Raw genomic sequence first — 21072 nt, forward strand, 5'->3', positions numbered from 1 at the left:
CAAGACCCCAGCCGCTGCGCCCACCAACGCCACGCTGTATGGCAGAAACACGCGCCGGGTTAGATTTCCAGTACCGTGCTGCAGAACGACCTCCGCCATCAGGCCGGGATCCAGTGCGCCGCCAGCGGATAGCGCTCCAGCTTCAGCCGGGTTGGCAGCTGCAGCTACACCGGCGCGCACTGCGGCGGAAGCTACCGTATCCTCGAGCGTGAGCCGCGCGGGGCGGCGATCTGGAAACCGAGGGTCCCAAAGGAGAATGGTCTTCATGGATTGGCTCCTTGAATCAGTTGGCAGCGGTGGTGGCGGTGGGCGCGGCCCGCGGGCAGTTCTGATCAAGGATCGACAGCGCCAGCCGCGCCGCGTCGCGCGCGATGAACGCTGCCTGCGGCACTGGGCGGCCGGATAGCTCGAGGACGGCGACCGCCTCGATCGCGGTCGAGTAGGCTGTGCGGCGCAGTTCAGCGCCCTTGCACACGTCGAGGTGCAGGCTTTGCGCGCACGCGGACAGGCTAGCCGCGCAGAGCGCAGCGGTCAGCAGTTTCTTCATCGTGGTCCTTTCAAGGGAGCGGAGAAGTTGGTTAATTTTTTTTGGGAACACAGGCGGTTAGCCAAGCGTCAGATCGATGGCGGCACGATAGGAGAACCTGATGCTGGACGACTCTGAGAAACGTGCCGATCATCGCGAGGCGTTGAAAGCTCCACAAATGAGCGGGCTCGTCATTGGAGCACTCGCCGGCGCGTTGGCTTGGATGTTGATCGGCCTGATCGTTTCTGCACTGACGTGACGGTTTAATGGCCGTGATGAGCGCGACAGTTTTGCTAATCGGGCAGGATTTTAGCTCCACTGCCCAGCAACCAAAGCCGCCTGGAACGATATGGCGTACCCGGCGACCTTCCCGGCACGGTCGATCCCGTTGATGATGCGCCGCGCCGACGTGAACTGTACGTTTGTCGCTGGTCCCTTCGCCGGCAGGTAGCTGGCGAACCGCTTGCCGGTGAACCAGCCCTCGGTCATGCCGAGGACCATGATCTGCGCGGAGATCTCGGTTCCATCGCCCGGTCGTAGTTCGACGTCAGCGCGCCCTTCAGGCCGAGCTCGGCATCGGCGCGATTGTAATTGTAATCCCACGTCAGCTGGACATCGCCGCGACCGTACGCGATCTGGCCTGCGTGCTTGCCCGGCTTGCCATACGCCTTGCCACGGCCGCGGCCGATCTCTGGGACCGGCTGCATCTTCTGAGCCGTTTCGTGGAAAGAGGTGGCAAGCCCGTACGCGACGTACGCCAGAGGCGAGCCCTGCGCGGCGAACGGTGCTGTCAGTCTAACGCGAACCGGTCTCCAGACGATGCACCCGGGTCTTTGAAGGTCGCAGCTTAGCTGGCGAGCACCTGCCACTCCGCCAGTGCGGCGCAGCGCCTTTCCCGGTAGGTCTGTCGATCGATGAGGTGGCGCTCGAGGCTGAAGTGGTTGTGGACGTTGGCGTGAACAGAGGCGAACTTCTGCAGCGTCTTCATCTGCCGGAACCTGAGCATTGCCCGCTCCCGTCGTCGGAACGGCAGGTGAGAGTTCTCCACCCGGTTGTTGGCCCACCGCCCGACCTCCTGCTTCTCGCGGTTGCCCAGCTCGTTCATTGCCGCACCGTAGGAGCGAAGGCCGTCAGTAGTGATCGACTCAGGTGAGCCGTGCCGCTTCAGCGCCTTCTTCATGAAGGCAAGCGCCGCCGCCTTGTCGCGGCTCTTCGTAACGTAGCTCTCCAGCACCTCGCCCTCGTGATCGACGGCTCGCCACAGGTAGACCATCTCGCCATTCAGCTTCACGTACATTTCGTCCAGGTGCCAGCGCCAGTGGCGAAAGCCCCGCATGCGGCCGACCCGCTGACGGCGAATGTCGCCTGCGAACAGCGGACCGAACCTGTTCCACCACAGCCTGACCGTCTCGTGGCAGATGTCGATCCCGCGCTCGAACAGCAGGTCCTCCACGTTGCGCAGGGACAGCGGAAAGCGCACGTACATCAGCACCACCAGCCGGATTACCTCCGGCGACGAGTTGAAACGACGAAACGGGCTAGGCGGCAGCGCCCTCGATTTCCGGCTCATCCGGGATCGATATCAGCCCCCTGCCCCGCCTGCCACGTTGGTTTGACGGAGCCCGCCTCTGAGATCGTCGGTCATTCGGCCAGCGGTGCGATCGCTCCGAGGCCGATCGACCACATCTGTACTGACCAATGCTCGAATAGGCCTGCCCTGACATAGGGGTCGTCCGCCATAAAGCGGCGTACAGCCCCCGCGTCCGTGGCCAGAAACACAAGGAGGGTGCCAACCATCGCGCCTCCGTCACCGGGCCGGATCGGCCCTCCGAGAACGCAGCGGGCGTCGGGCCGCGCGGTCCGGATGTGCTGGCGATGAGCCGGGCGCGTTTCCTCTCGAAGCCGGATCGTATCCGGTCTGTCTATTGCCTCGAAAATGAAGGTGTCCACCGGCTCTCCGTTTCCTAGCCCGATCCGAGGAGCATGTGTGCCCTGATCGTAGTGGGGCGGGCCCTCAGAATGGCCCGTCCCTTCGAGTCATTCAGGCGTTGCGCTTCACCTTGCGCGGCGCGGTTTCTGCCAGTCCCAGCATCAGGAAGGCACCGAAGACGAGCCCACCAAGGGCAAGGTAGAGCATGTACTGGATGCCATAGGTCGCAATGACATAGCCAGCGACGAGCAGCGCCAGGCCGCCGCCAAATATTTCGCCAACGCCGATGATGAGACCCGCGGCCGTCGAGACCATGCCGGCCGGAGCGGACTCCGCAGCAACTGGTCCGGTCAACAGCGACAGGAGGCCGAAACTGAAGACCGTCGCGGCAAACAATGCCCCGAAGAGCTGCATCGGTTGAGCGCCGATATTCATGAAGAGGTAGACGAACGCGGCACCGCCTACGAAGCCGAGCACCGCCATGGGGCGGCGGCCGAAGATGTCGGAAAGTGCCGGCAGCACCCACTGCCCAACGAAGCCGCCGAAGCCGATGGCCGAGGTGACGAGACCGACTTGGATCGGCGTCAACTTGAGGTAGCTGGCAAGATAGATCGGCGTGTTCGCGCTGAGCACGAAGATCCCGCACATGGCGCACAGCAGCCCCACCATGCTGATCTGGACATTGCGGACCTTGAGCACCTCGCTCACGGACGCCTTGGTCGTGGCCTGACGCTTGTCGGTGATGGTGTCCGGCTCACGGATCACCATCCACAGAAGCACCGTCAGGATGACGCCAGGGAGCATGACGATGGCGAACACCCCGCGCCACGACGTAAAGCCGAGCAACCACGTCGCAAGGATCGGACCGAAGCCGAGCCCGAAGAGTGCGAACATGCTTTGCTGAAGACCCTGATTGAAGCCGATACGCGACGGATTGGATGCTTCGGCCGTCGAGGCGAAGCTGGTTGGGCAGAAGGCGCCCTCTGCGATCCCCATGAAACCGCGGATCAGCAGCAGGCTGGTGAAGCCGGCCGCCAGGCCGGACAGCCCGGATGCGATCGAGAAGATGAGAATAGCCGGGAGCATGACCTTGCGTCGTCCGATGCGATCCGAAAGGCTGCCCATCGCAACTGCGGCGATGCCCCAGGTCACGCCGAGGATGGCGATCAGGGCGTTGATCAGCGGCGGGCTGATCCCGAGGTCAGCGATGATGGCCGGCGCGAGCGGGGCGATGATCCAGCGGTCCAGGCCGACGAGACCGAAAGCGAGGCTCAGGAGAGCAACCGCCTTCCACTCGTATCCCGGCCCTGCATTCCTGATCTGCGGCACCGCCATGGCCGGCTCGCCCGCAAGGTCCGACGGTGTGGTTGTATACGCTGTTCCCTGCATCCCTTGTCTCCCATTAACGTCGCCGCTGGGGAACCTTCCGGTGGATCCCGTCGACGATCTGAGGGACGAGGTTGTCGGGTCTCGGACGCCACGTCCTGTCCAATACCGTCGTCGATATGCAGGAATCGGACTGTGAGGCAGTGGAGGCGATGGTTCAGGTTCGCCTTTCTTTCCAGAATGCGCCGGCGTGCGTCCTGACCGCTGTCCATCAACTGGTTACCGGAGAAATCCCCGCGTCAGCGCCGCCCCCGTATTCGCCAAGGCGCCTGGACGCATCTGGCCAACCCGACAACGCGCGGGTGACGTGTGTCCTTGCGTCCAGCCGACCTAGGTCGGCTGGAAATTAAACGCGCTGCACAGCAAGTGCGAGACCCATGCCGACGCCGATGCAGAGCGTGGCGAGCGCGAAGCGGCCACCGGTCCGCTCCAGTTGATGGACAGCGGTCATGGCGATGCGGGCGCCAGACATCCCGAGAGGATGGCCGAGCGCGATCGCGCCCCCGTTGGCATTGACGTGTTCGGCATCGTCCGGGAGGCCCAACCCGCGCAGAACGGCTAACGCCTGACTTGCGAAGGCCTCGTTGAGCTCGATGACATCGAAGTCGCCGATCGACAGGCTTAGCCGCTCGATGAGCTTGCGGGTCGCGGGTAGTGGCCCAATGCCCATCACGCGGGGTTCGACGCCGGCTGATGCCATGCCCAGAATGCGCGCGCGGGGGACGAGGCCATGGTCCTTGGCTGCCTTCTCGGTCGCGACGATCATCGCTGTGGCGCCATCGTTGATGCCAGAGGCGTTGCCCGCGGTAACCGTCCCCTGCGGCCCGAACAGCGGCTTGAGTCCTTGGAGCGTCTCAAGCGTGATGTCGGCCCGCGGATGCTCGTCAGTGGAGAAGGACATGGTCTCGCCCCGCCGCTTGCCCGGCACCTCGACAGCGACGATCTCCTCGGCGAAAAAGCCTCTCGCTTCTGCCGCTGCGGCGCGTTGCTGGCTCCGAAGCGCGAATGCGTCTTGATCTGCCCTGCTGACGCCGAAGTCCTCGGCAACGTTCTCCCCGGTTCGGGGCATCGTCTCGGTCCCGTATGCGGCGTCGAAAGCCGGATTGATGAACCGCCATCCCATTGTGGTGTCTTCGAGCTTCTGGTTCCGGCCGAATGCGGCATCACTCTTGCCCATGACAAGCGGCGCCCGGGTCATGCTCTCCACGCCACCTGCGATCGCCATGTCCATTTCGCCGGTGCGGATCGCGCGGGCCGCGGCCCCGACCGCTTCGAGGCCGGACGCACAGAGGCGATTGAACGTCACGCCGGGCACCTCAACCGGCAGCCCGGCCAGCAGCAAGCTCATCCGGGCAACGTTGCGATTGTCCTCGCCGGCTTGATTGGCGCAGCCATAGAAGACCTCGTCGATCGCCCGAAAATCCAGCCCTGGGTTGCGTTCATTCAATGCGGAGATTGGCACCGCACCCAGGTCGTCTGCGCGGACTTTGGCCAACGATCCGCCGTAGCGACCGATGGGAGTACGGACGGCGTCGCAAATGAAGGCATCGCTCATGAGACTGCTCCCGTCGTCTGTTTCACGTCGCCCACGAGGTTCGCCGAGGCTTTAAAGGGTAGGCCGGTCATCCGACGGAGTTCGTCTAGGGAGAGGCCATCGACCATTTCAATCACGCTGGCGCCATTCGGGCCCAGGTCGAAGACTGCGAGATCGGTATAGACGCGAGAAACGCAGCCGAGGCCGGTGAGCGGATAGGTGCACTCCTCGACGAGCTTGCTGGCGCCCTGCTTGGTTAGAAGCTCCATCATGACGAATGTCTGCTTCGCCCCGATCGCCAGATCCATCGCACCGCCGACCGCCGGGATGGCACCGGTTTCGCCGGTATGCCAGTTCGCCAAGTCTCCGGTCACCGAGACCTGGAACGCACCGAGCACGCATATGTCGAGATGCCCGCCGCGCATCATCGCGAAGCTGTCGGCATGATGAAAGAAGCATCCGCCCGTCAGTAGCGTGACGGCCTGCTTCCCGGCATTGATAAGCTCCCAGTCCTCATCGCCCGGTGCCGGCGCGGGTCCCATCCCGAGAAGGCCGTTCTCGCTCTGCAGCAGGATATCCCTGTCGATCGGCAGATAATTGGCGACTTTGGTCGGTAGACCGATTCCGAGGTTCACATAGGCGCCCTCCGGAATGTCCCGGGCCACCCGCGCAGCCATCTGGTCGCGATCAAGGCGTTTCATTGGAATCCTCCCGTCATGCTGCGATCGCCGCGGCGTCGCTGACCTGCACCACGCGTTGAACGAAGATTCCCGGTGTGACGATCACCTCGGGATCGAGCGCGCCCAAGGCCACGATCTGCGTCACCTGCGCGATCGTGACAGATGCCGCCATGGCCATGATCGGCCCGAAGTTGCGGGCTGTCTTGCGATAGACAAGATTGCCCCAGCGGTCGGCGCTCAGTGCCTTGATCAACGCGAAGTCGGCTCGGAGGGGCAGCTCCAAGACATAGTCGCGCCCATCGATGCGTCTCGTTTCCTTGCCCTCGGCCAAAAGCGTCCCAAAACCCGTGGGCGTGAAAATCGCACCCAACCCCGCTCCTGCGGCCTGAATGCGTGCGGCCAGGTTGCCCTGCGGCACCAGCTCAAGCTCGATACGTCCGGCGCGGTATGCGGCATCGAAATGGTGCGAGTCGCTTTGCCTGGGGAAAGAGCAGATGATTTTTCGGACCCGTCCGGCCTTGATAAGCGCCGCGACACCGCTCTCGCCATTCCCGGCATTGTTATTGATGATGGTGAGGTCATCAACGCCGCGCTCGATCAGCGCGTCGATGAGTTCATCAGGCATGCCTGCAGTGCCAAAGCCGCCGATCATGACCGAGGCGCCGTCATTGATGTCAGCCAGGGCCGTCCGCATGTCGGCCGCCGTCTTGTCGATCATCGTTCATCTCCAGTGCTCGGGTCAGTTTTCGGCCACCGATCCGCAAGAATGCTGTTCATGCCTGAATCACCATCATCCCTTCGGCCGTTCGGCCAATCCCGACCGGGTCGAGCCGGCTGCCCTCACACGCGCCCGATACGCAGACCCCGTCGTCGGGCCGAAAAATGGCGAAGTGCTGCACGCAACGGATGTGCCCCAAGTGCACAAACTGGTCGGGGCCGTGGTTGAGGGGCAGGGAGAAGTGCGGGCAAAGATTGAGATAGCCCCGCACCTCGGTCTCGCCGATGCGAACCACGAACATGGAGAATGCACTCCGTCCGCGACCGAAACGGTACTCCTTCGCGCCATCCACAGGCACCTCTTGGATTGGTCCGAGGACCGTGCCGGGCTGAGGGGCGTTAGGACGAACCCGCCAGACGGGAATATCAATCACCTGACTCCACCGCTTCGTTGACCGACAAACCGAAGTCTCGTTCGATCTTCAGACGCCCTGAGCCGTCGTCGACGGGCGCGACGATGAGCGATGGCTTGACCCCAAATACCGCGTCGCTCTCCAGATAGGGGTCGCCTTCGACAAAGAGATGCGTCACCAGCCGCTGGTAGCCCGTGGCCGAAATCATGAAGTGGATATGTGCGGGACGGTTTGGATGCCGTCCGAGCCCGTGTAGCAGCTGCCCTACCGGGCCGTCGTCGGGAATGGCGTAGCTGACAGGCAGGATCGTTTCAAAGGCATACGCCCCGTCCTGGTCGGCTTCCAGGGTCGCGCGCAGATGCCCTTTTGGCTGATCGGGATCCTGAACATCGTAGAGCCCGTTCGGCGCAGTTTGCCATACCTCGATGATAGCGCCCGCGACGGGCGTCCCATCGGCTGAAAGCACCCTGCCCGACATGACCAAGGGTTCGGCGTCCTCCGGGCGCAGGAGGATAGACGCGCCGAATGGTACCACACGCTGCTGACCGGAGTAGAACGGCCCGAAGACCGTCGACTCCGTGATGCCATCGCCCCCTTCGTGGTTCAGGGCATCGACCAGCATCGAAACGCCGAGAACGTCGGACAGAAGGATGAATTCCTGCCGCTCGGCGTCACACTTCTGGCCGGTCTTTGTCAGGAAGCGGATGGCTGTCTCCCATTCCGCTTCGCTGATCCGCGCCTCGCGCACGGCATCGTGAAGATGTCGAACGACGACCGCCATCACTTCGCGAAGCCTTGCATTGGGCGCTTCGGACATACGGTGGACCGCGTCCTCGGTGATCTCTGGATAGAGTGTATCCGTCATGCTTCAGCTCCCGTTGGCCGATCGCCCGCCCATGCACGCGCAATGAGGTTCCGGATCGCGTCACGCTCTAACGGGCGCGGGTTCCAATACGCGTTCTCCACAGCGTGATCGGCCGAGGTCTCCACCCCTTTCTTGGGCATCCCGATGTCCTTCAGTGCGCGGGGCGCATCGACCTTGCGAGCGAGCACGAACAGGGCCTCGGCGGGATCATCTGTATCGAGCGCGCGTCGCATGGCCGCCATCGCGTCGGGGATCGCGGGCGCGTTATAAGCAACGGCATGCGGCAAGATGATCGTATGGGTTTCGGCGTGGGGTAGGTCGAAGTCACCGCCGATGGTGTGACAAAGCTTGTGGTGCAGCGCCATGCCTACCGAGCCCAGCACGAAACCGCATAGCCAAGCTCCATATTGCGCGTCCTCGCGCGCCTCGACGTCGCCGCCATCCGCGACGACCCGGGGCAAGGCCGACGCCAGCGAGCGAATTCCCTCCTCCGCGACCAAGCGCATGATCGGGTTGGCGTCCTTGGCGTACAGCCCTTCGACCGCGTGGGCGATGGCGTTGATGCCGCTCGTTCCAGAAATGCCGGCGGGCAGCCCCATCGTCAGGTCTACATCATAGATCACCGCCTCGGGGAGGATCGACGGCGACCGGCGGGTCGTCTTCCGCCCGTTCTTCGTCTCGCCGAGTATCGGGGTCATCTCGGACCCGGCGTAGGTGGTGGGCACGGCAATCTGGAAGACGTCGGTCCGGACGGCCAGCGCCTTGCCGAGCCCGATCGTCGAGCCACCACCGAACGAAACGACGCAATCTGCACCGCTGGCGCGCAACTCGGCCAAGGCGCGCTCCGTCACCTCCACCGGCGTGTGCATCGTCGCGTCGGTGAAGCTGCCTACAATGGCGTCGCCAAGGCCGGCGACCGCGGCGCGGGCCTGGTCGACCTGCTGAGGCGTTGAGAGGAGCATGGCGCGCTCGACGCCGTGCCGCTCCATGACCTCGTGCAGTCGCGAGACCGACCCGCGACCGAACGTGACGTGACTCGGCAGGGCCTCGTAGATGAAGTCCTTCATGCCGCTCACCGCTTGTAGAAGGGCGGGATCTGGGCGTCGACGTTGACCCACACCGATTTCGTGACCGTGTATTCGCGCATTGCCTCGAAACCCATCTCGCGGCCGTAGCCCGACTGGCCGACCCCGCCGAAAGGCGATCCGGGATGGACGCGCTTGTAGCAGTTGATCCAGACCATGCCGGCGTGCAGTCGTTTCGCGAAGCGATGGGCGCGGGTGATGTCCTGCGTCCAGAGACCGGCCCCCAGTCCATAGTCGGTGCCGTTTGCGATCTCGAGCGCTTCTTCGTCGGTCTGGAAGGTGAGGACCGTGACGAACGGACCAAACACCTCTTCCTGAGCGACGCGATGGTCCGGCTTCGCCCGCACGATCGTCGGTTCGACGAAGCAGCCCGCGGCGAATTCGTCACCCTCGGGGCGTTTCCCCCCGGTCAGTACCTCGCCGCCCTGTTCCTTGGCGATCTCCACGAAAGAAAGTACGCGCTCCTGATGGAGGCGGGAGGTCAGCGGACCCATCTCGGTCTCGGGATCGAGCGGATCACCGATCTTGATCGACCGCGCGAGCGCTGCGAATTTTTCGAGAAACTCCTCCGCGATCGCCTCATGCAGGATCAGGCGAGAGCCAGCGATGCAGGCCTGTCCCTGATTGTGGAAGATCGCGAACGCCGACCCGCCGATCGCAGCGGCGATGTTCGCGTCTTGGAAGACGATGTTGGGGCCCTTGCCGCCCAGCTCAAGCTGCACTTTCTTGAGGTTGGAGGCGGATGCCTGCACGATGCGACGACCGGTTGCAGTGGACCCCGTGAAGGCAACCTTGCCGATGTCTGGATGCTCAGCGATACGCTGCCCCGCGGTGTGGCCATAACCCGTGACGATATTCACCACGCCGTTGGGAATCCCGACCTGCTGCATGAGTTCACCGATCCGGAGCGTGGAGAGTGGCGTAATCTCTGAGGGTTTGATCACGACCGTGTTTCCCGCTGCCAGGGCGGGACCCATCTTCCAGCTCGTGAACATCAACGGGAAGTTCCAGGGGACGATCGCTCCCACGACCCCGATCGGCTCGCGTTCGACATAGTTCAGGAAGCCAGCGTCGACCGGAATGACCGAGCCTTCAAGCTTGTCTGCCATGCCACCGAAGTAACGGAAGCACAGGACGGTCCGCGGCACGTCCAAGGAGAGGCAGTCCCTGATCGGGTGCCCGGTGTCCATTGCCTCGAGTCGAGCCAGATTGGCAGCGTCTGCCTCGATTGCGTCGGCCAGCTTCAAGAGCAAGCGTCCGCGCTCGTGAGCCGCCAGCGCCCTCCAGCCCGGCAGGGCGCGCTGTGCTGCGACGACGGCCTTATCGACGTCCGCCGCAGTCGCCTCCGCAATGTCTGTCAGCTTCTCGCCATTGTACGGGTTCTCGACGGCGATGGTGCCGCCCTCGACGCCATCACACCACTGACCACCGATGAAGAGCTTGGACTGGATCGTAGGCAGGGGATCATTGAGCGCCATGGGATGGCTCCTTCGTCAAAACAGGAAGAAAATGTTCGCCAGGCCAACCGCCTGTTGGTTCTTGGTATTGTTATCGAAGAGCCGGCCCGCACCTGTGTGATCGTCGTAGCGGACCTCGCCACGAACCCTCACGTCCGGTGACAATTGCCATTCGACGTTCGCGGTTGCTCCGAAAACGTCGCCGCGCGCGGTGTTCCAGAGGGCGTGGGCGCCCTTCTCGTCGTTGAACCATTCGCCGCGGGCGTTGAGGAACACGGTCGGCGCAAGCGCGTAGCGCGCGCTGACGTTCGCACCGTACCACTTTGCCTTCTCGGTGATCGCAAACGGCACGAACTTCACGTCGCCGGGCATCTGCTGCCCATAGGTGCCCTCGAACGCGACGCTGAGCTTCGTCGAGAGCGTTTGCGTGACAACGAGGTAGGTCGACAGGCGTCCGAGATACTTCCCGGTCGAGCTTGATGCGAAATACGGGGAACCGCCTCGACCAGGCCCCGGGCCGAAGTCCTCATCACCGTTGCCGTAGATCCCTTCCAGATCGATCCAGGTGTTCATGTCAACGCTGCGCCAGCGCAGCGCGCCGATGAACGAGGGATCGCCTTTCTCGTTGGTCCAGTTGTTCCACCCTTTGACGATGCCGGCCTCGACACCAAGGAGGCCGAAGGTGGGCGAATTCACGACACGGGATTCGACCAGAACGCCGACATGCTTGGCCGGACCATGCTGAAACGCATAGGTGTGGGTTGCGAACCAGTTTGGCGGCGTGAAGGCGTAGCCAATCTCGTTCTCGAGCGGCGTCTGGAAACTACCCACCATCACACTGGTCCCCTCAAGCACCGGCAGATAGAATTCGAGATAGGCCTGGGTGAGGCCGAACTTCAGCCCATCGTTACGGTCGAAGCGTGTGTTGCCGTCGATGCCCAGTGTCTTCAGAAATTGAACGTCCTCGCCGTAGATCGCGGTGACGTTGAAATCGACCGTGACCTTGTCGCTCTTTGGCCCAGGAAACGGCCCGATGCGGTTATGGACTGCTGCGCCCGGGCCGAACGAGAACGGCGGGCATGCCCGCCCGCTGCACGCCATCAAGGCGGCCTGGTTCAGATTGAATCCGTCGGTCGTGTTGAAGAACGCTCCTGGCGAAACGTCCTTGCTGTCGTTGCTGGATACGAGAGCAGCGCCCTCGGCCCAGCCAAGCAGCATGATCTTGTGCTCTTCCAACGCGTCACCGAACAACGCTCTGCCGAGCGCCCCGGCAGCCCGAGGGGGCGGTGGCGCTGGTGCAGCCTCCGGAGCGGTCTGCGGCGTACCGGGCGCGGCTTGCGCATTAGCGCCAAGATCCTGAGCCATGGCAGGCGCAGTCAATCCAGCGACCGCGCCCGCCGCCGCGAGCGCGAGCAGTTTTTTCTTCATCCCCGTTACCATCTCCATGCGGCCCGGGCCGTTGACCGCCCGGTACCGCTTCCTCTGCATGATGATCAGAATTGGACCGGCGTGACCGGGGCCGTGCCGTCGGCGATCATCTGCGGGATTTTCGAGGATCCATTCTCCCAGACCAGCAGCATCGATCGCTTGGTCGAGAAGCCCTGGTGCCGGATGTCGGCAGGCATGCAGCAGATGTCGCCAGCGCGCGCGAGAACGCGGGCGCGGGGTTTGCCGCTCTCCTTGTCCTTCACCTCCCAGGTGATTTCATCGGACAGCTGAAGGAACCATTCACAGCGATCGTTGCCGTGCTCGACCGGCAGAATGAACTCCTCCGACGTCGGGCAGAAGAGACTATCACCGACGACCGAGCAGACGCTTGGGTTCCACGTCACGTCCGAGCGTGAAAGGTAGCCGAAGAGGTTGTAGCCGCTCACCTCGTGCTCGAAGCCCGGTTCCGCTTCGACGAGTGGCTGATCCTGGGCGACGTCGGCAAACTGTCGATTGACCGGAAAGCCGATCTCGTCGGTACGCACAGGGGTGTCACCCGGCAGGCCCACCATCCGGCGCGCGGTCACGCGCTCGCGACCGACCGCGTCATCGTTGCCGCCCTTCTTCACGCCCCAGGGAGCGCCCGTTTCCATCGGAGCGGCAAAGGGGTCATAGCCTTCGATGGTCCAGTCGGAGAGCAGTTCCTTGAACTTGCCCATCAGTGCCTCGGATTGAAAACGCTCTTCGTAGTCGCGGCCAGCGTTACGGTAGGCATCGTTGAAGCGGCCGGCGAACATCGTCACCTCGCCATAGTGATTGATGGTGCCAAACACGCCGTCGAAATTCACGACACCATAGAAGAACCCCCACGCCACGTCGCGCATCATCGCGCGAAGGAAGACGTCGATCGGGATGATGTGCGTCCCACCCGGCCAGGAAAGCCGTGCGAAATACTCATCGCGCATGAAGTGAAAGCCGCCAGCCCGGAAAGACCGGTAGCCGGTTTGGTTGCTGATCTGCAGCGTCTCCGTATCGGTGCTCGCCGTGCTGGGGGACTGCGATGCAATTTCAGCATCGAGTGTGAGCGACATGGCCATAGTTCGATCTCCTGGATTACGGGTTACGGCGCGGCTCAGGCCGCTTCGGTCTGACAGATCTCCGCCCATTTCTGGACAGTGACATCGCCGACGATGGTCTGGAGGAGGATCACGCTCGGGCTGCTGGCATGAAAGCGGTATGCAGCCCCCACCGGGAGCAGTGCCTGGTGGCCCCGCCGCAGCACGACACGGCCCATCTTCTGGCCGTCGGGCAACGCTTCCGAGATTTCAACGGCGCCGTCCTTCTCGGGATCGACGTAGGCGTCCGGATTGGCGAGCTTGACGAAGTGGACCTCGACCTCGCCATCCATGCACACGACGAATTCGTCGTGTGCGCAGGTGTACCAGGGGGATACGCCCTCCGCGCGCGCAGCTTCGATCACATATTCGAAGTTGATGCCGACCGCGATGCGCTCGTAGGGGGCGCCCTTTTCGGCGACCTCGAAAACGTTCGAAAAAACGTAGTTGCGCGGGTCGTCGTCGATGATCTCGACGCCGCCCTTGTGATAGTCCTCCAGGGACCCAAAACGCGTGATGACCTCAGGCATCTTCCATCTCCTATATGCGCCGCCTCGATCAGGCGGTCGTTGAGCCGTCTTGCTGAGTGTGACGGCTCGGGCTGGGAGAAGGCTATGCCGTGGCAGGCGTCCTATCCTGCACGAAGCGAGCGTGCTTAGGCACAATTCGGACGGGATCAGTCGGCCAAGGATTTCCGGTAGGCTGCGGGGGTCACGCCGAGCTGGCGCCCGAACAGGCGGGTCATATGCTCCTGATGGCTGAAACCGCACTGGTACGCGATCTCGGCGATGGAAAGCCGGGTGGACAGCAGGTCGCGAGCGCGCGTGACCCGTGCCTCCATAAGATACTGATGTGGCGAGGTCCCCGTCGTACGCTTGAATTGGCGGGCAAAATGGATCGGGCTGAGCCCGGCTGCCGCGGCAAGCTGCTCGATGTTGAGTGCCTCGTCCATCTGATCCTCGATCAGCTCGCGAACAGCATTCATCTGATAAGGCTGCAAGCCGGTGATCCGAGGGAGGTCCTGCTGTAACCCGGTCGAATGATGGCGCACCAACTGTGCAGCAAGGAGGCGGGCTATGCCATCAGCGAAAAAGTCAGATTGCTGATCCTCCAGCATCTGGCAGGCCATCCTGCCGAGCTGTTCGATCAAGCCGTCATGCTCGCCCAACCGGGGTATGAACTGCAGGGATGCGGGATCGCCTTTGCAAAGCTCACTCGCCGCGGCTGTGACCAATTTCGACCGGACATACAGATGAACGGTTTCGAGCGGGGCGAGCAAAGACACCCCGAAATCGCGTTTGGGCGGCAGAATGAAGAGACCCCCCACCGTAATCCGGGATCGACTGCGTTCCCCGCTAAAATCCCGTTCAACCTTCACGGGCCCGCTCAGGTGAACGATGATCAGGTGGTCGTCCCGACCGGCAAATCGGTCAGAATATGGCTGCTCCAGCTGACGCGAGACATACAAAGAGCGCCATGCCAACGTGTCGCTGGTCGCGATCTTCTTATGCTCCGGACGAAGCAAGATACCGTGCGTGTCCGAGACACCTAAAGGCACGTCGTCGTCCGGCCTCATCCTATCCTCTCCGGTGCGTCCGCCGGTTCATTGCCGCGGGGTCACCACGCATATTGAACGTACATAGGCCGTTACGGTTATCTCGACAATAGAGGGCAAAACCGCGCCCTCCACGCGAGACTGTTCCCAAGAAGTCCTGCCCGGACTGGCGGTCAGTATCGGCATTCCTGGCAGCGATCGTGGAGGAAGACCGGACTGCGGCGGCGCGCGGTGCAAACTACCTGCCCAGCTGCTGCAGGGGACCGCGCGGAATAGCATCAAGCGGGCTTCGCTGTGCAGCCGTTACGGTAAGGCCTGAGTCACCGTTTGCAGATTCTGGGCCTCTGAACCGCCCTGGGTCACTCCGTAGTGGGGCGGTGCGAACATCCTCATTAGCCCGCCGGGTCACCGAAGGCCGGCTGAGCCGTGCGTCGCCCGTCGCGCCGGTGTGATTCTTCAGGAACGATCACGCTGTCACCGGTCCACTACTGAATCACCTTGGTCAGCTTGCGGAGACGGATGAAGACGGTGTGCGATCAATTAGCTTCTCTTCAATATTGCGAGGGTGATCGCCCTTCGGTGAGCGCCGGCAATGGTGAAGTGAATGTTGGCACCTGTTACGCAGGCGCCTCGACAGGTTCGAAAGCCGCGCGGATCCGAGCGTGGAATTCTTCGACCATTGGCCAGAGTTCAGGATTGGTCACGATGATTTCCCGATTGGCTTCGATGCCGCTAACGGCGATTTGCGCTGCAGCATCAGCGGACATGCCCTCGACCGTGAGCGCCTCGGGCAGTTCCCGATGTTCACGAGAAAGTGTCACCGGACGCAAGGCGATCATATTGGTAGTGATGTTGGTGGCAATCAGACCAGGGCAGAACGCGCTGACGCCGATGCCGTGCGAGGAAAGTGCCGTGCGCACGTCCAGGCTGATCGCGAGGACTGCCATCTTTGTCGCGGAATAGAGCCCCTGATTCCATCCTTCGATTACAACCAAACCTGCCAAGGACGATGTGTTGAGGATATGGCCGCCATTACCGCGTGCCTTCATTCGGGGGATTGCGGCCTTCAGCACGTTCATGACGCCGAAGACATTCACGTGGACTAGCCAATCGAAAAATCCGTCTTCCATGGTATCGAGCGGATTTCCTGCATCGCCGATGCCAGCATTGTTGATCACGATATCTAGCCGTCCAAAGTGATCGTCGACTTCCGCGACTGCTGCGTAAACCGCTTCTCGGTCCGTCACATCGAGAGGCACGGTTAGCACTTCGACGCCCAATGAGCCTATTGCGGTACCGGCTGCTTCAAGCGCGTCGCGCTGGATATCGGCTAGGGCAATTTTCGCGCCGCGCTGTGCAAGGGCTGTGGCGATGGCAAGCCCAATCCCGCTCGCTCCGCCGGTGACGAACGCAACCTTGTCACGATATTCCATTGTTCGAGCTCCTCTTTGATTCGACCTTATCATGTCGGTGTGGCGTGATCGGTTCGGCTAACCTCAAGGCGCGTCCTGATGAGACGCATCTCCAGCATTGGACGACCGGCGAAAGGGTGATCGCCCAGTTGAAACACCGAAGCGAAACAGGGATGCGATATTCGAGCGCGTATTGTGTGGGGCGGGGGCGAAGGGCTTCGCTGACGAGATCCGCCTTCACATGAAACAAGATTGCTCATCTTGGTGCAAAACGGGCGGCGTTGGGCCGTCGTTTTCATAATGGTCATGCCGATAAAAGCCTGCACAGCATCGACTCTCCTATTTTTTTCTTCGCTGATGAAATCCATCGGCTGGCAGGCGGCGCCAACGAAGACCCATCGCTGTTGGCCGGATACTGAAGCAGCGGCCTACCGGCGTCACCCGACTAAGGTTGGCGCAACCGGATCAGGGGTCGTTTGGAGGTTTGCGGCTTGTGAGAAATAAGGCTCCCGGCCGCCGAAATGCCTAGCTCGGAGCGAACATCGTATTCTTAGGCTGGAGCCAACCTTCGTTAGGTGACGCTGGAACTGTACTCCCTAGTCCCAAATCTGCGCCATTCAGCACCGCACTTCTGACCGCCGAGGCTAGAGGTTGCGAGAAGCACAATAAGGCGAAGAGGGGATTTACATGAGGAAACTTCACTTTGTGTCTGGCGACCAGGCATCTTTTCGTCCGGTCAAACTGCGAGCCGAGTTGCTCGCGACCGCTTTATTAGTGGCATGCTTAGCCGCTGCGCCGAGCCACGCTCAGACGCAAGCCGCAGGCCCTCAGACGCAATCTGCCGATCCACAGATCCCGGCGGTAGCGACGTCCGATCCGGACGAGACCACCTCTGCGGTCGGCGATATCGTCGTGACGGCGAACCGGCGCAGCGAGACCGTTCAGAGGGTTCCGATATCGATCACCGCTTACAGCGGAACCCAGATGAAGCAACTCGGCTTGTACAACGCCTCCGACATCGCAAAATTTACCCCCGCCGTCAGTATTTCACAAGCTAGCCCGGCTTCAACCAGCATAAACGTTCGCGGCGTCTCGCAAAATAATTTTTCCGATCACCTCGAGGCCCCGATCGCCGTCTACATGGACGACGCTTATATCGGATCGAACGGCGCCATCTCTGTTCCTGTATACGACATGCAGCGCATCGAGATCCTACGTGGCCCACAGGGCACCTTGTTCGGCCGGAACGCGACTGGCGGCTTGGTTCAGTACATTTCCAACGGTCCGAGCGATCATTTCGAGGCTTATGCCGAAGTCTCCGGTGGGGCTTACGAATACGGTAAGGGTTTCTTTCAGTCCGAGGGTGCAATCAGCGGACCGCTGAGCGATACGGTCCGCGCGCGGTTGTCCGTCGCAACTTCAAACGACGCCGGTCCCTTCCACAACGGCATCGGAAAAGATCCTGGCAAGGTAAATGAGTATGCTGCCAGGCTGCAACTCGAGGCCGATCTCGACTCCCGCACAGTCATCAAATTCATCGGCAACGTCGACCTCACCCGGAACTCCACCGGTCCCGGATATGCCTCGATCCCTTCCGCCCCAGACGCCGACGGACTCGGGGTGGCCCTCGGCCCGAACGGCATAGGTACCTACGCTAACCTCGCAGGGACCACGCCCACCGTCAGTTCGCCATGTCCGGGATGCGAGCTCACGGGTTATAAGCCTGGGCCGAACCCCTTCAAGGGCGATAACGTCAATCCTGGTTTCTTTCGGCGCAGCATTTATGGCGCGACCATAAAACTGACTCACGAGTTCGACGGGGCCGAGCTGTCTTCGGTTAGTAATTATCAAAATATCTCTAAGTCTGTATCGCTAAGCAGCGATGCATCACCGAGTTACTTTTTCTACAATTACGGGACTCAGCAGCGATATCATCAGTTCTCTCAGGAGTTACGTGTTTCCGGTAGCTCCGAGAAACTAAAGTGGGTCGCAGGACTTTACTACCTTAGTATGACTGGACGCTACGGAGTAGATGGGTTTTTCGACCTAGGCCCTTATATCGGCGCTACCTGCACCGTGCCTGCATGCATTACCACCGGTTCGCCTGTTCAGGATTTCTTCCGTGCCGACTATCGAATGACGGACCGGACGTACTCGGGATTCGCGCAGGCGGACTATTACATTACACCGAAATTCTTCGTCACGGCAGGCCTTCGATACACTTCGGACCATAAGGTCATGGATTACGCTTGGAAGGATACGCTTGGTTTCCAGACCATCCTAACTGGCGGCGCACCAACCGTGAATTACAACCCGGCGACGGCACCAAGCGCGGATCGTCATTTCCGAAACGTCTCGGCGAAGGCTCAGCTGAATTATGTCCCGCGGGAAGGTGTCCTTCTCTATGCAGGCTACACTCGCGGTCACAAGGGCGGCAATTGGTCGACCCCTATTTTCCCGCCAATCGACGTCCCAAGCCTGCCTCACAAGCAGGAGGTGCTTACCTCATATGAAGCCGGCACTAAGCTTCGCTTTCTCGATGGTAAGGCAACGCTCAACGTGTCCGGATTCTACTACGATTATAAGGACTACCAGGCGTTTGCTATAACTGGTCTGATCCAGAAAATCTTCAATGTTGACGCGAACTTGTATGGTGGCGAAGCCGAGTTCCGGATCAATCCTACGAAGGGGCTCGATATCGCGGTTAACGGAGCGCTCCTTCATACCGTGGCTAAGGACGTGCCGTTGCCCGTCGGCAGGTTGGCCGATCGTCGCTTCCCCGACGCAAGCAAGCTTATGATGGGCGGCTTGGTTCGCTATTCGTTCAGTGCGCTTGATGGCAAGGTCGGGACACAGGCGACTGTCAACTACGTCGGGGGCCATTACCTGACCGTCCTCAATGAACCCGTGAACTACCAGAAGGCTTATGTAACCAGCGATCTTCGACTGGATTATGCGCCTGATGGTGGGCAATTCACGGCCGCACTGTTCGTGCGAAATGTCACGAACAATTTCCATCGTGTTTTTGGTCTCGACGTGGCCGCCCTCAGCTACACGCAAGCCGTATATGCGCCTCCGCGGACGTTCGGGGCGACCATCGGCTGGAAATACTGAACGCATTGTTGAGGTCACCCCTCTTGTTCCAGGAAGGGTGACCTTGCTTGCTATCTCCTCGTGTCGCCTGCGTTTTTGCAAGACAGGAGGCAATTTCGAACTCTCTGAATGTTTCACGTCCGTGCGCGTATTCACATTCTCACACGCGCAAAAATCGGATGGTCTGCGTACAGACAAGGAGGACTGACCGTGCCTTTGCAATTCGCCGTACCTGCGCCCGATCGGGTGGACGTACCATTGACGATCCGTCATTTGCTCGACGCCAACATCCGTAGCGCCGCAGATCAGACGATTGGATACCGGGACACGGTCCGATATGATAATGTTGCGTTCCGCGGTCGGGTTGGCCGCCTCGCCTCTGTTCTCGGCGGCTTGGGCGTAGAGCACGGCACCACCGTAGCGATCCTCGATTGGGACAGTCATCGGTATCTGGAGCATTACTTCGCCGTACCGATGATGGGAGCGGTTCTCCAGACGGTCAATATCAGACTTTCGCCTCAGCAGATTGCGTATACGCTGGCCCACGCCGGCGCAGAAGTACTCGTCGTGCATGTAGATTTTTTGCCCCTCATTGCAGATTTACGTGCAGACCTTCCTGCGGTTCGAGCGATAATCGTGATCGAGGAGGATGCCGCAGATGTGCCGACCTGGGCGATCGGTTGCTACGAAACGATGCTGGACGAAGGTTCTCCGGCCTTTCCGTTCGAAGATTTCGACGAAAACGCGATTGCCACCAAATTCTATACCAGCGGAACAACCGGCCTTCCCAAGCAAGTCTGCTTCAGCCATCGCCAATTGGTCCTGCACACGTTGGCTCTTGGCACGGCGCTAGCCGAGCGGAAGGGCCTAAGTTTGCGTGCCGGCGACGTGTACATGCCGCTGACGCCCATGTTCCATGTGCATTCCTGGGGCATTCCCTACCTTGCGACGATGCTGGGGCTGAAGCAGATCTACCCGGGCCGGTACGACATGGATTTCATCCTACGCCTCCGGAGCGACGAAGGTGTCACCTTCTCGCATGGCGTGCCTACCGTGCTGCAGATGGTCCTTGCGAGCGCCGAGCGTCAAAAGCTGCGGCTTGACGGTTGGCAGATGATCATCGGCGGAAGCGCGTTGCCCCGCGAGCTTGCGGATGCGGCACGCGCGGAAGGCATGACTATTGCTGTGGGATACGGCATGTCCGAAACGGGGCCCGTCATCAGCATTGGCGAGGAAAGCGAGGATCGCTATACGGCGATCCGCAGCGGCAAACCCATCCCGCTCGTATCGACGGAAATCGTCGATGAAGATATGCGACCTTTGATTTCGGATGATGCGACGCAGGGCGAGCTCGTGTTACGCGCGCCGTGGCTGACGCCCTGCTATCCCGGCGACGACGATGCGTCTGCCGCGCTGTGGCGCGGCGGATGGCTGCACACGCAGGATATCGCGACGATCGATGCTGAAGGCTCGATCCAAATCCGCGACCGCATCAAGGATGTAATCAAGACCGGAGGCGAGTGGATCAGCTCGCTGATGCTGGAGGACTTGATCCTCAAGCACCCCGACGTGGCCGAAGTGTCGGTGGTGGGAATGCCAGACCCCAAATGGCAGGAGCGTCCGGTAGCCGCCATCGTGGCCCAGCCAGGGTCGCAGCCGACATGCGATGCGATCAATGACATGCTTAGAGCTTCGATGCTCGAAGGTCTGATAAGCAGATATGCGCTTTTGGACGATGTGAAGATCGTCGATGCTCTTCCTAGGACCAGCGTGGGCAAAATCGATAAGAAGTCTCTGCGGGTCATCCTGAGCGCGTGAAGAGGTTCTCACTACGGTTCGTGAACGCGCTGCCGGATGAGGTGGCTCGGGCGATCTT

At 61.4% G+C, this 21072-nt stretch carries 23 protein-coding genes; 4 read left to right on the forward strand and 19 right to left on the reverse strand.

All coding sequences use genetic code 11. The features are described from left to right. On the reverse strand, positions 1–267 hold a 267-nt coding region (locus C8J46_RS21135), incomplete at its 3' end, for a hypothetical protein (RefSeq protein ID WP_207894240.1). Between the two features lie 16 nt (positions 268–283). After that, positions 284–547, reverse strand: a complete 264-nt coding sequence (locus C8J46_RS19160) for a hypothetical protein (RefSeq protein ID WP_132742287.1) — start codon at positions 545–547, stop codon at positions 284–286. A 100-nt stretch (positions 548–647) separates the two neighbouring features. On the opposite strand from C8J46_RS19160, the gene C8J46_RS21020 reads away from it, so the two are divergent. Continuing rightward, positions 648–785 (forward strand): hypothetical protein, encoded by a 138-nt coding sequence (locus C8J46_RS21020; RefSeq protein WP_165886666.1) that lies wholly within the window; start codon positions 648–650, stop codon positions 783–785. 50 nt (positions 786–835) lie between these two features. On the opposite strand, the gene C8J46_RS19165 is transcribed toward C8J46_RS21020, so the two are convergent. From C8J46_RS19165 to C8J46_RS19245, 17 genes are all read right to left on the reverse strand, one after another. Continuing rightward, positions 836–1015: a hypothetical protein gene (locus C8J46_RS19165; RefSeq protein WP_132742288.1), complete on the reverse strand. Its 180-nt coding sequence runs from the start codon at positions 1013–1015 to the stop codon at positions 836–838. Further along, complete coding sequence (locus C8J46_RS19170) at positions 1012–1233, reverse strand: hypothetical protein (protein WP_132742289.1); 222 nt, start codon at positions 1231–1233, stop codon at positions 1012–1014. The genes C8J46_RS19165 and C8J46_RS19170 overlap by 4 nt, the downstream gene beginning before the upstream one ends. A 140-nt stretch (positions 1234–1373) precedes the next feature. After that, positions 1374–2096 (reverse strand): IS6 family transposase, encoded by a 723-nt coding sequence (locus C8J46_RS19175; RefSeq protein ID WP_243643523.1) that lies wholly within the window; start codon positions 2094–2096, stop codon positions 1374–1376. 71 nt (positions 2097–2167) lie between these two features. Then, positions 2168–2476 carry a YciI family protein gene (locus tag C8J46_RS19180; RefSeq protein ID WP_132742290.1) on the reverse strand — a complete coding sequence of 103 codons (309 nt, stop codon included), beginning with the start codon at positions 2474–2476 and terminating at the stop codon, positions 2168–2170. Positions 2477–2567: 91 nt separating this feature from the next. After that, positions 2568–3791 (reverse strand): MFS transporter, encoded by a 1224-nt coding sequence (locus tag C8J46_RS19185; protein ID WP_132742291.1) that lies wholly within the window; start codon positions 3789–3791, stop codon positions 2568–2570. 397 nt (positions 3792–4188) lie between these two features. Beyond that, positions 4189–5397 carry a 3-oxoadipyl-CoA thiolase gene (pcaF, locus tag C8J46_RS19190; protein ID WP_132742292.1) on the reverse strand — a complete coding sequence of 403 codons (1209 nt, stop codon included), beginning with the start codon at positions 5395–5397 and terminating at the stop codon, positions 4189–4191. Beyond that, on the reverse strand, positions 5394–6077 hold the full coding sequence (locus tag C8J46_RS19195) for a 3-oxoacid CoA-transferase subunit B (protein WP_132742293.1): 684 nt from the start codon (positions 6075–6077) through the stop codon (positions 5394–5396). The genes pcaF and C8J46_RS19195 overlap by 4 nt, the downstream gene beginning before the upstream one ends. Positions 6078–6090: 13 nt before the next feature. Next, a complete protein-coding gene (locus C8J46_RS19200; RefSeq protein ID WP_132742294.1) occupies positions 6091–6774 on the reverse strand; it encodes a 3-oxoacid CoA-transferase subunit A in 684 nt (227 codons plus the stop codon). Between the two features lie 55 nt (positions 6775–6829). Continuing rightward, entirely contained in the window at positions 6830–7075 is a 246-nt protein-coding gene (locus C8J46_RS19205) for a Rieske 2Fe-2S domain-containing protein (protein WP_165886667.1), read from the reverse strand. A 124-nt stretch (positions 7076–7199) separates the two neighbouring features. Then, positions 7200–8051, reverse strand: a complete 852-nt coding sequence (locus C8J46_RS19210; protein WP_132742296.1) for a dioxygenase — start codon at positions 8049–8051, stop codon at positions 7200–7202. Continuing rightward, complete coding sequence (locus tag C8J46_RS19215) at positions 8048–9118, reverse strand: maleylacetate reductase (protein WP_132742297.1); 1071 nt, start codon at positions 9116–9118, stop codon at positions 8048–8050. The genes C8J46_RS19210 and C8J46_RS19215 overlap by 4 nt, the downstream gene beginning before the upstream one ends. A gap of 5 nt (positions 9119–9123) precedes the next feature. After that, on the reverse strand, positions 9124–10614 hold the full coding sequence (locus C8J46_RS19220) for an aldehyde dehydrogenase family protein (protein ID WP_207894241.1): 1491 nt from the start codon (positions 10612–10614) through the stop codon (positions 9124–9126). A 15-nt stretch (positions 10615–10629) separates the two neighbouring features. Further along, positions 10630–11844, reverse strand: coding sequence for an outer membrane beta-barrel protein (locus C8J46_RS19225; protein WP_165886668.1), 1215 nt, complete (start codon positions 11842–11844; stop codon positions 10630–10632). Between the two features lie 242 nt (positions 11845–12086). Continuing rightward, positions 12087–13118 carry a hydroxyquinol 1,2-dioxygenase gene (locus tag C8J46_RS19230; protein ID WP_132742299.1) on the reverse strand — a complete coding sequence of 344 codons (1032 nt, stop codon included), beginning with the start codon at positions 13116–13118 and terminating at the stop codon, positions 12087–12089. Between the two features lie 35 nt (positions 13119–13153). Further along, positions 13154–13666, reverse strand: coding sequence for a hydroxyquinol 1,2-dioxygenase (locus C8J46_RS19235; RefSeq protein WP_132742300.1), 513 nt, complete (start codon positions 13664–13666; stop codon positions 13154–13156). Between the two features lie 146 nt (positions 13667–13812). Then, positions 13813–14712 carry an AraC family transcriptional regulator gene (locus C8J46_RS19240; RefSeq protein WP_132742301.1) on the reverse strand — a complete coding sequence of 300 codons (900 nt, stop codon included), beginning with the start codon at positions 14710–14712 and terminating at the stop codon, positions 13813–13815. 596 nt (positions 14713–15308) lie between these two features. Then, positions 15309–16124: an SDR family oxidoreductase gene (locus C8J46_RS19245; protein ID WP_165886669.1), complete on the reverse strand. Its 816-nt coding sequence runs from the start codon at positions 16122–16124 to the stop codon at positions 15309–15311. A 260-nt stretch (positions 16125–16384) separates the two neighbouring features. Here C8J46_RS19245 and C8J46_RS21025 point away from each other — a divergent pair, with 260 nt between their 5' ends. The 3 genes from C8J46_RS21025 to C8J46_RS19255 all read left to right on the forward strand — a co-directional run bounded on the left by C8J46_RS21025 (position 16385) and on the right by C8J46_RS19255 (position 21014). After that, positions 16385–16522: a hypothetical protein gene (locus C8J46_RS21025; RefSeq protein ID WP_165886670.1), complete on the forward strand. Its 138-nt coding sequence runs from the start codon at positions 16385–16387 to the stop codon at positions 16520–16522. A gap of 268 nt (positions 16523–16790) precedes the next feature. Then, positions 16791–19217, forward strand: a complete 2427-nt coding sequence (locus tag C8J46_RS19250; RefSeq protein ID WP_132742303.1) for a TonB-dependent receptor — start codon at positions 16791–16793, stop codon at positions 19215–19217. A gap of 189 nt (positions 19218–19406) precedes the next feature. Next, the gene (locus C8J46_RS19255) at positions 19407–21014 is read left to right on the forward strand and encodes a long-chain-fatty-acid--CoA ligase (protein WP_243643524.1); all 1608 of its coding nucleotides are present in this window, start codon (positions 19407–19409) and stop codon (positions 21012–21014) included. Positions 21015–21072 lie beyond the last annotated feature (58 nt).

The sequence above is a fragment of the Sphingomonas sp. PP-F2F-A104-K0414 genome (assembly GCF_004340945.1).
Taxonomy (GTDB): domain Bacteria; phylum Pseudomonadota; class Alphaproteobacteria; order Sphingomonadales; family Sphingomonadaceae; genus Sphingomonas.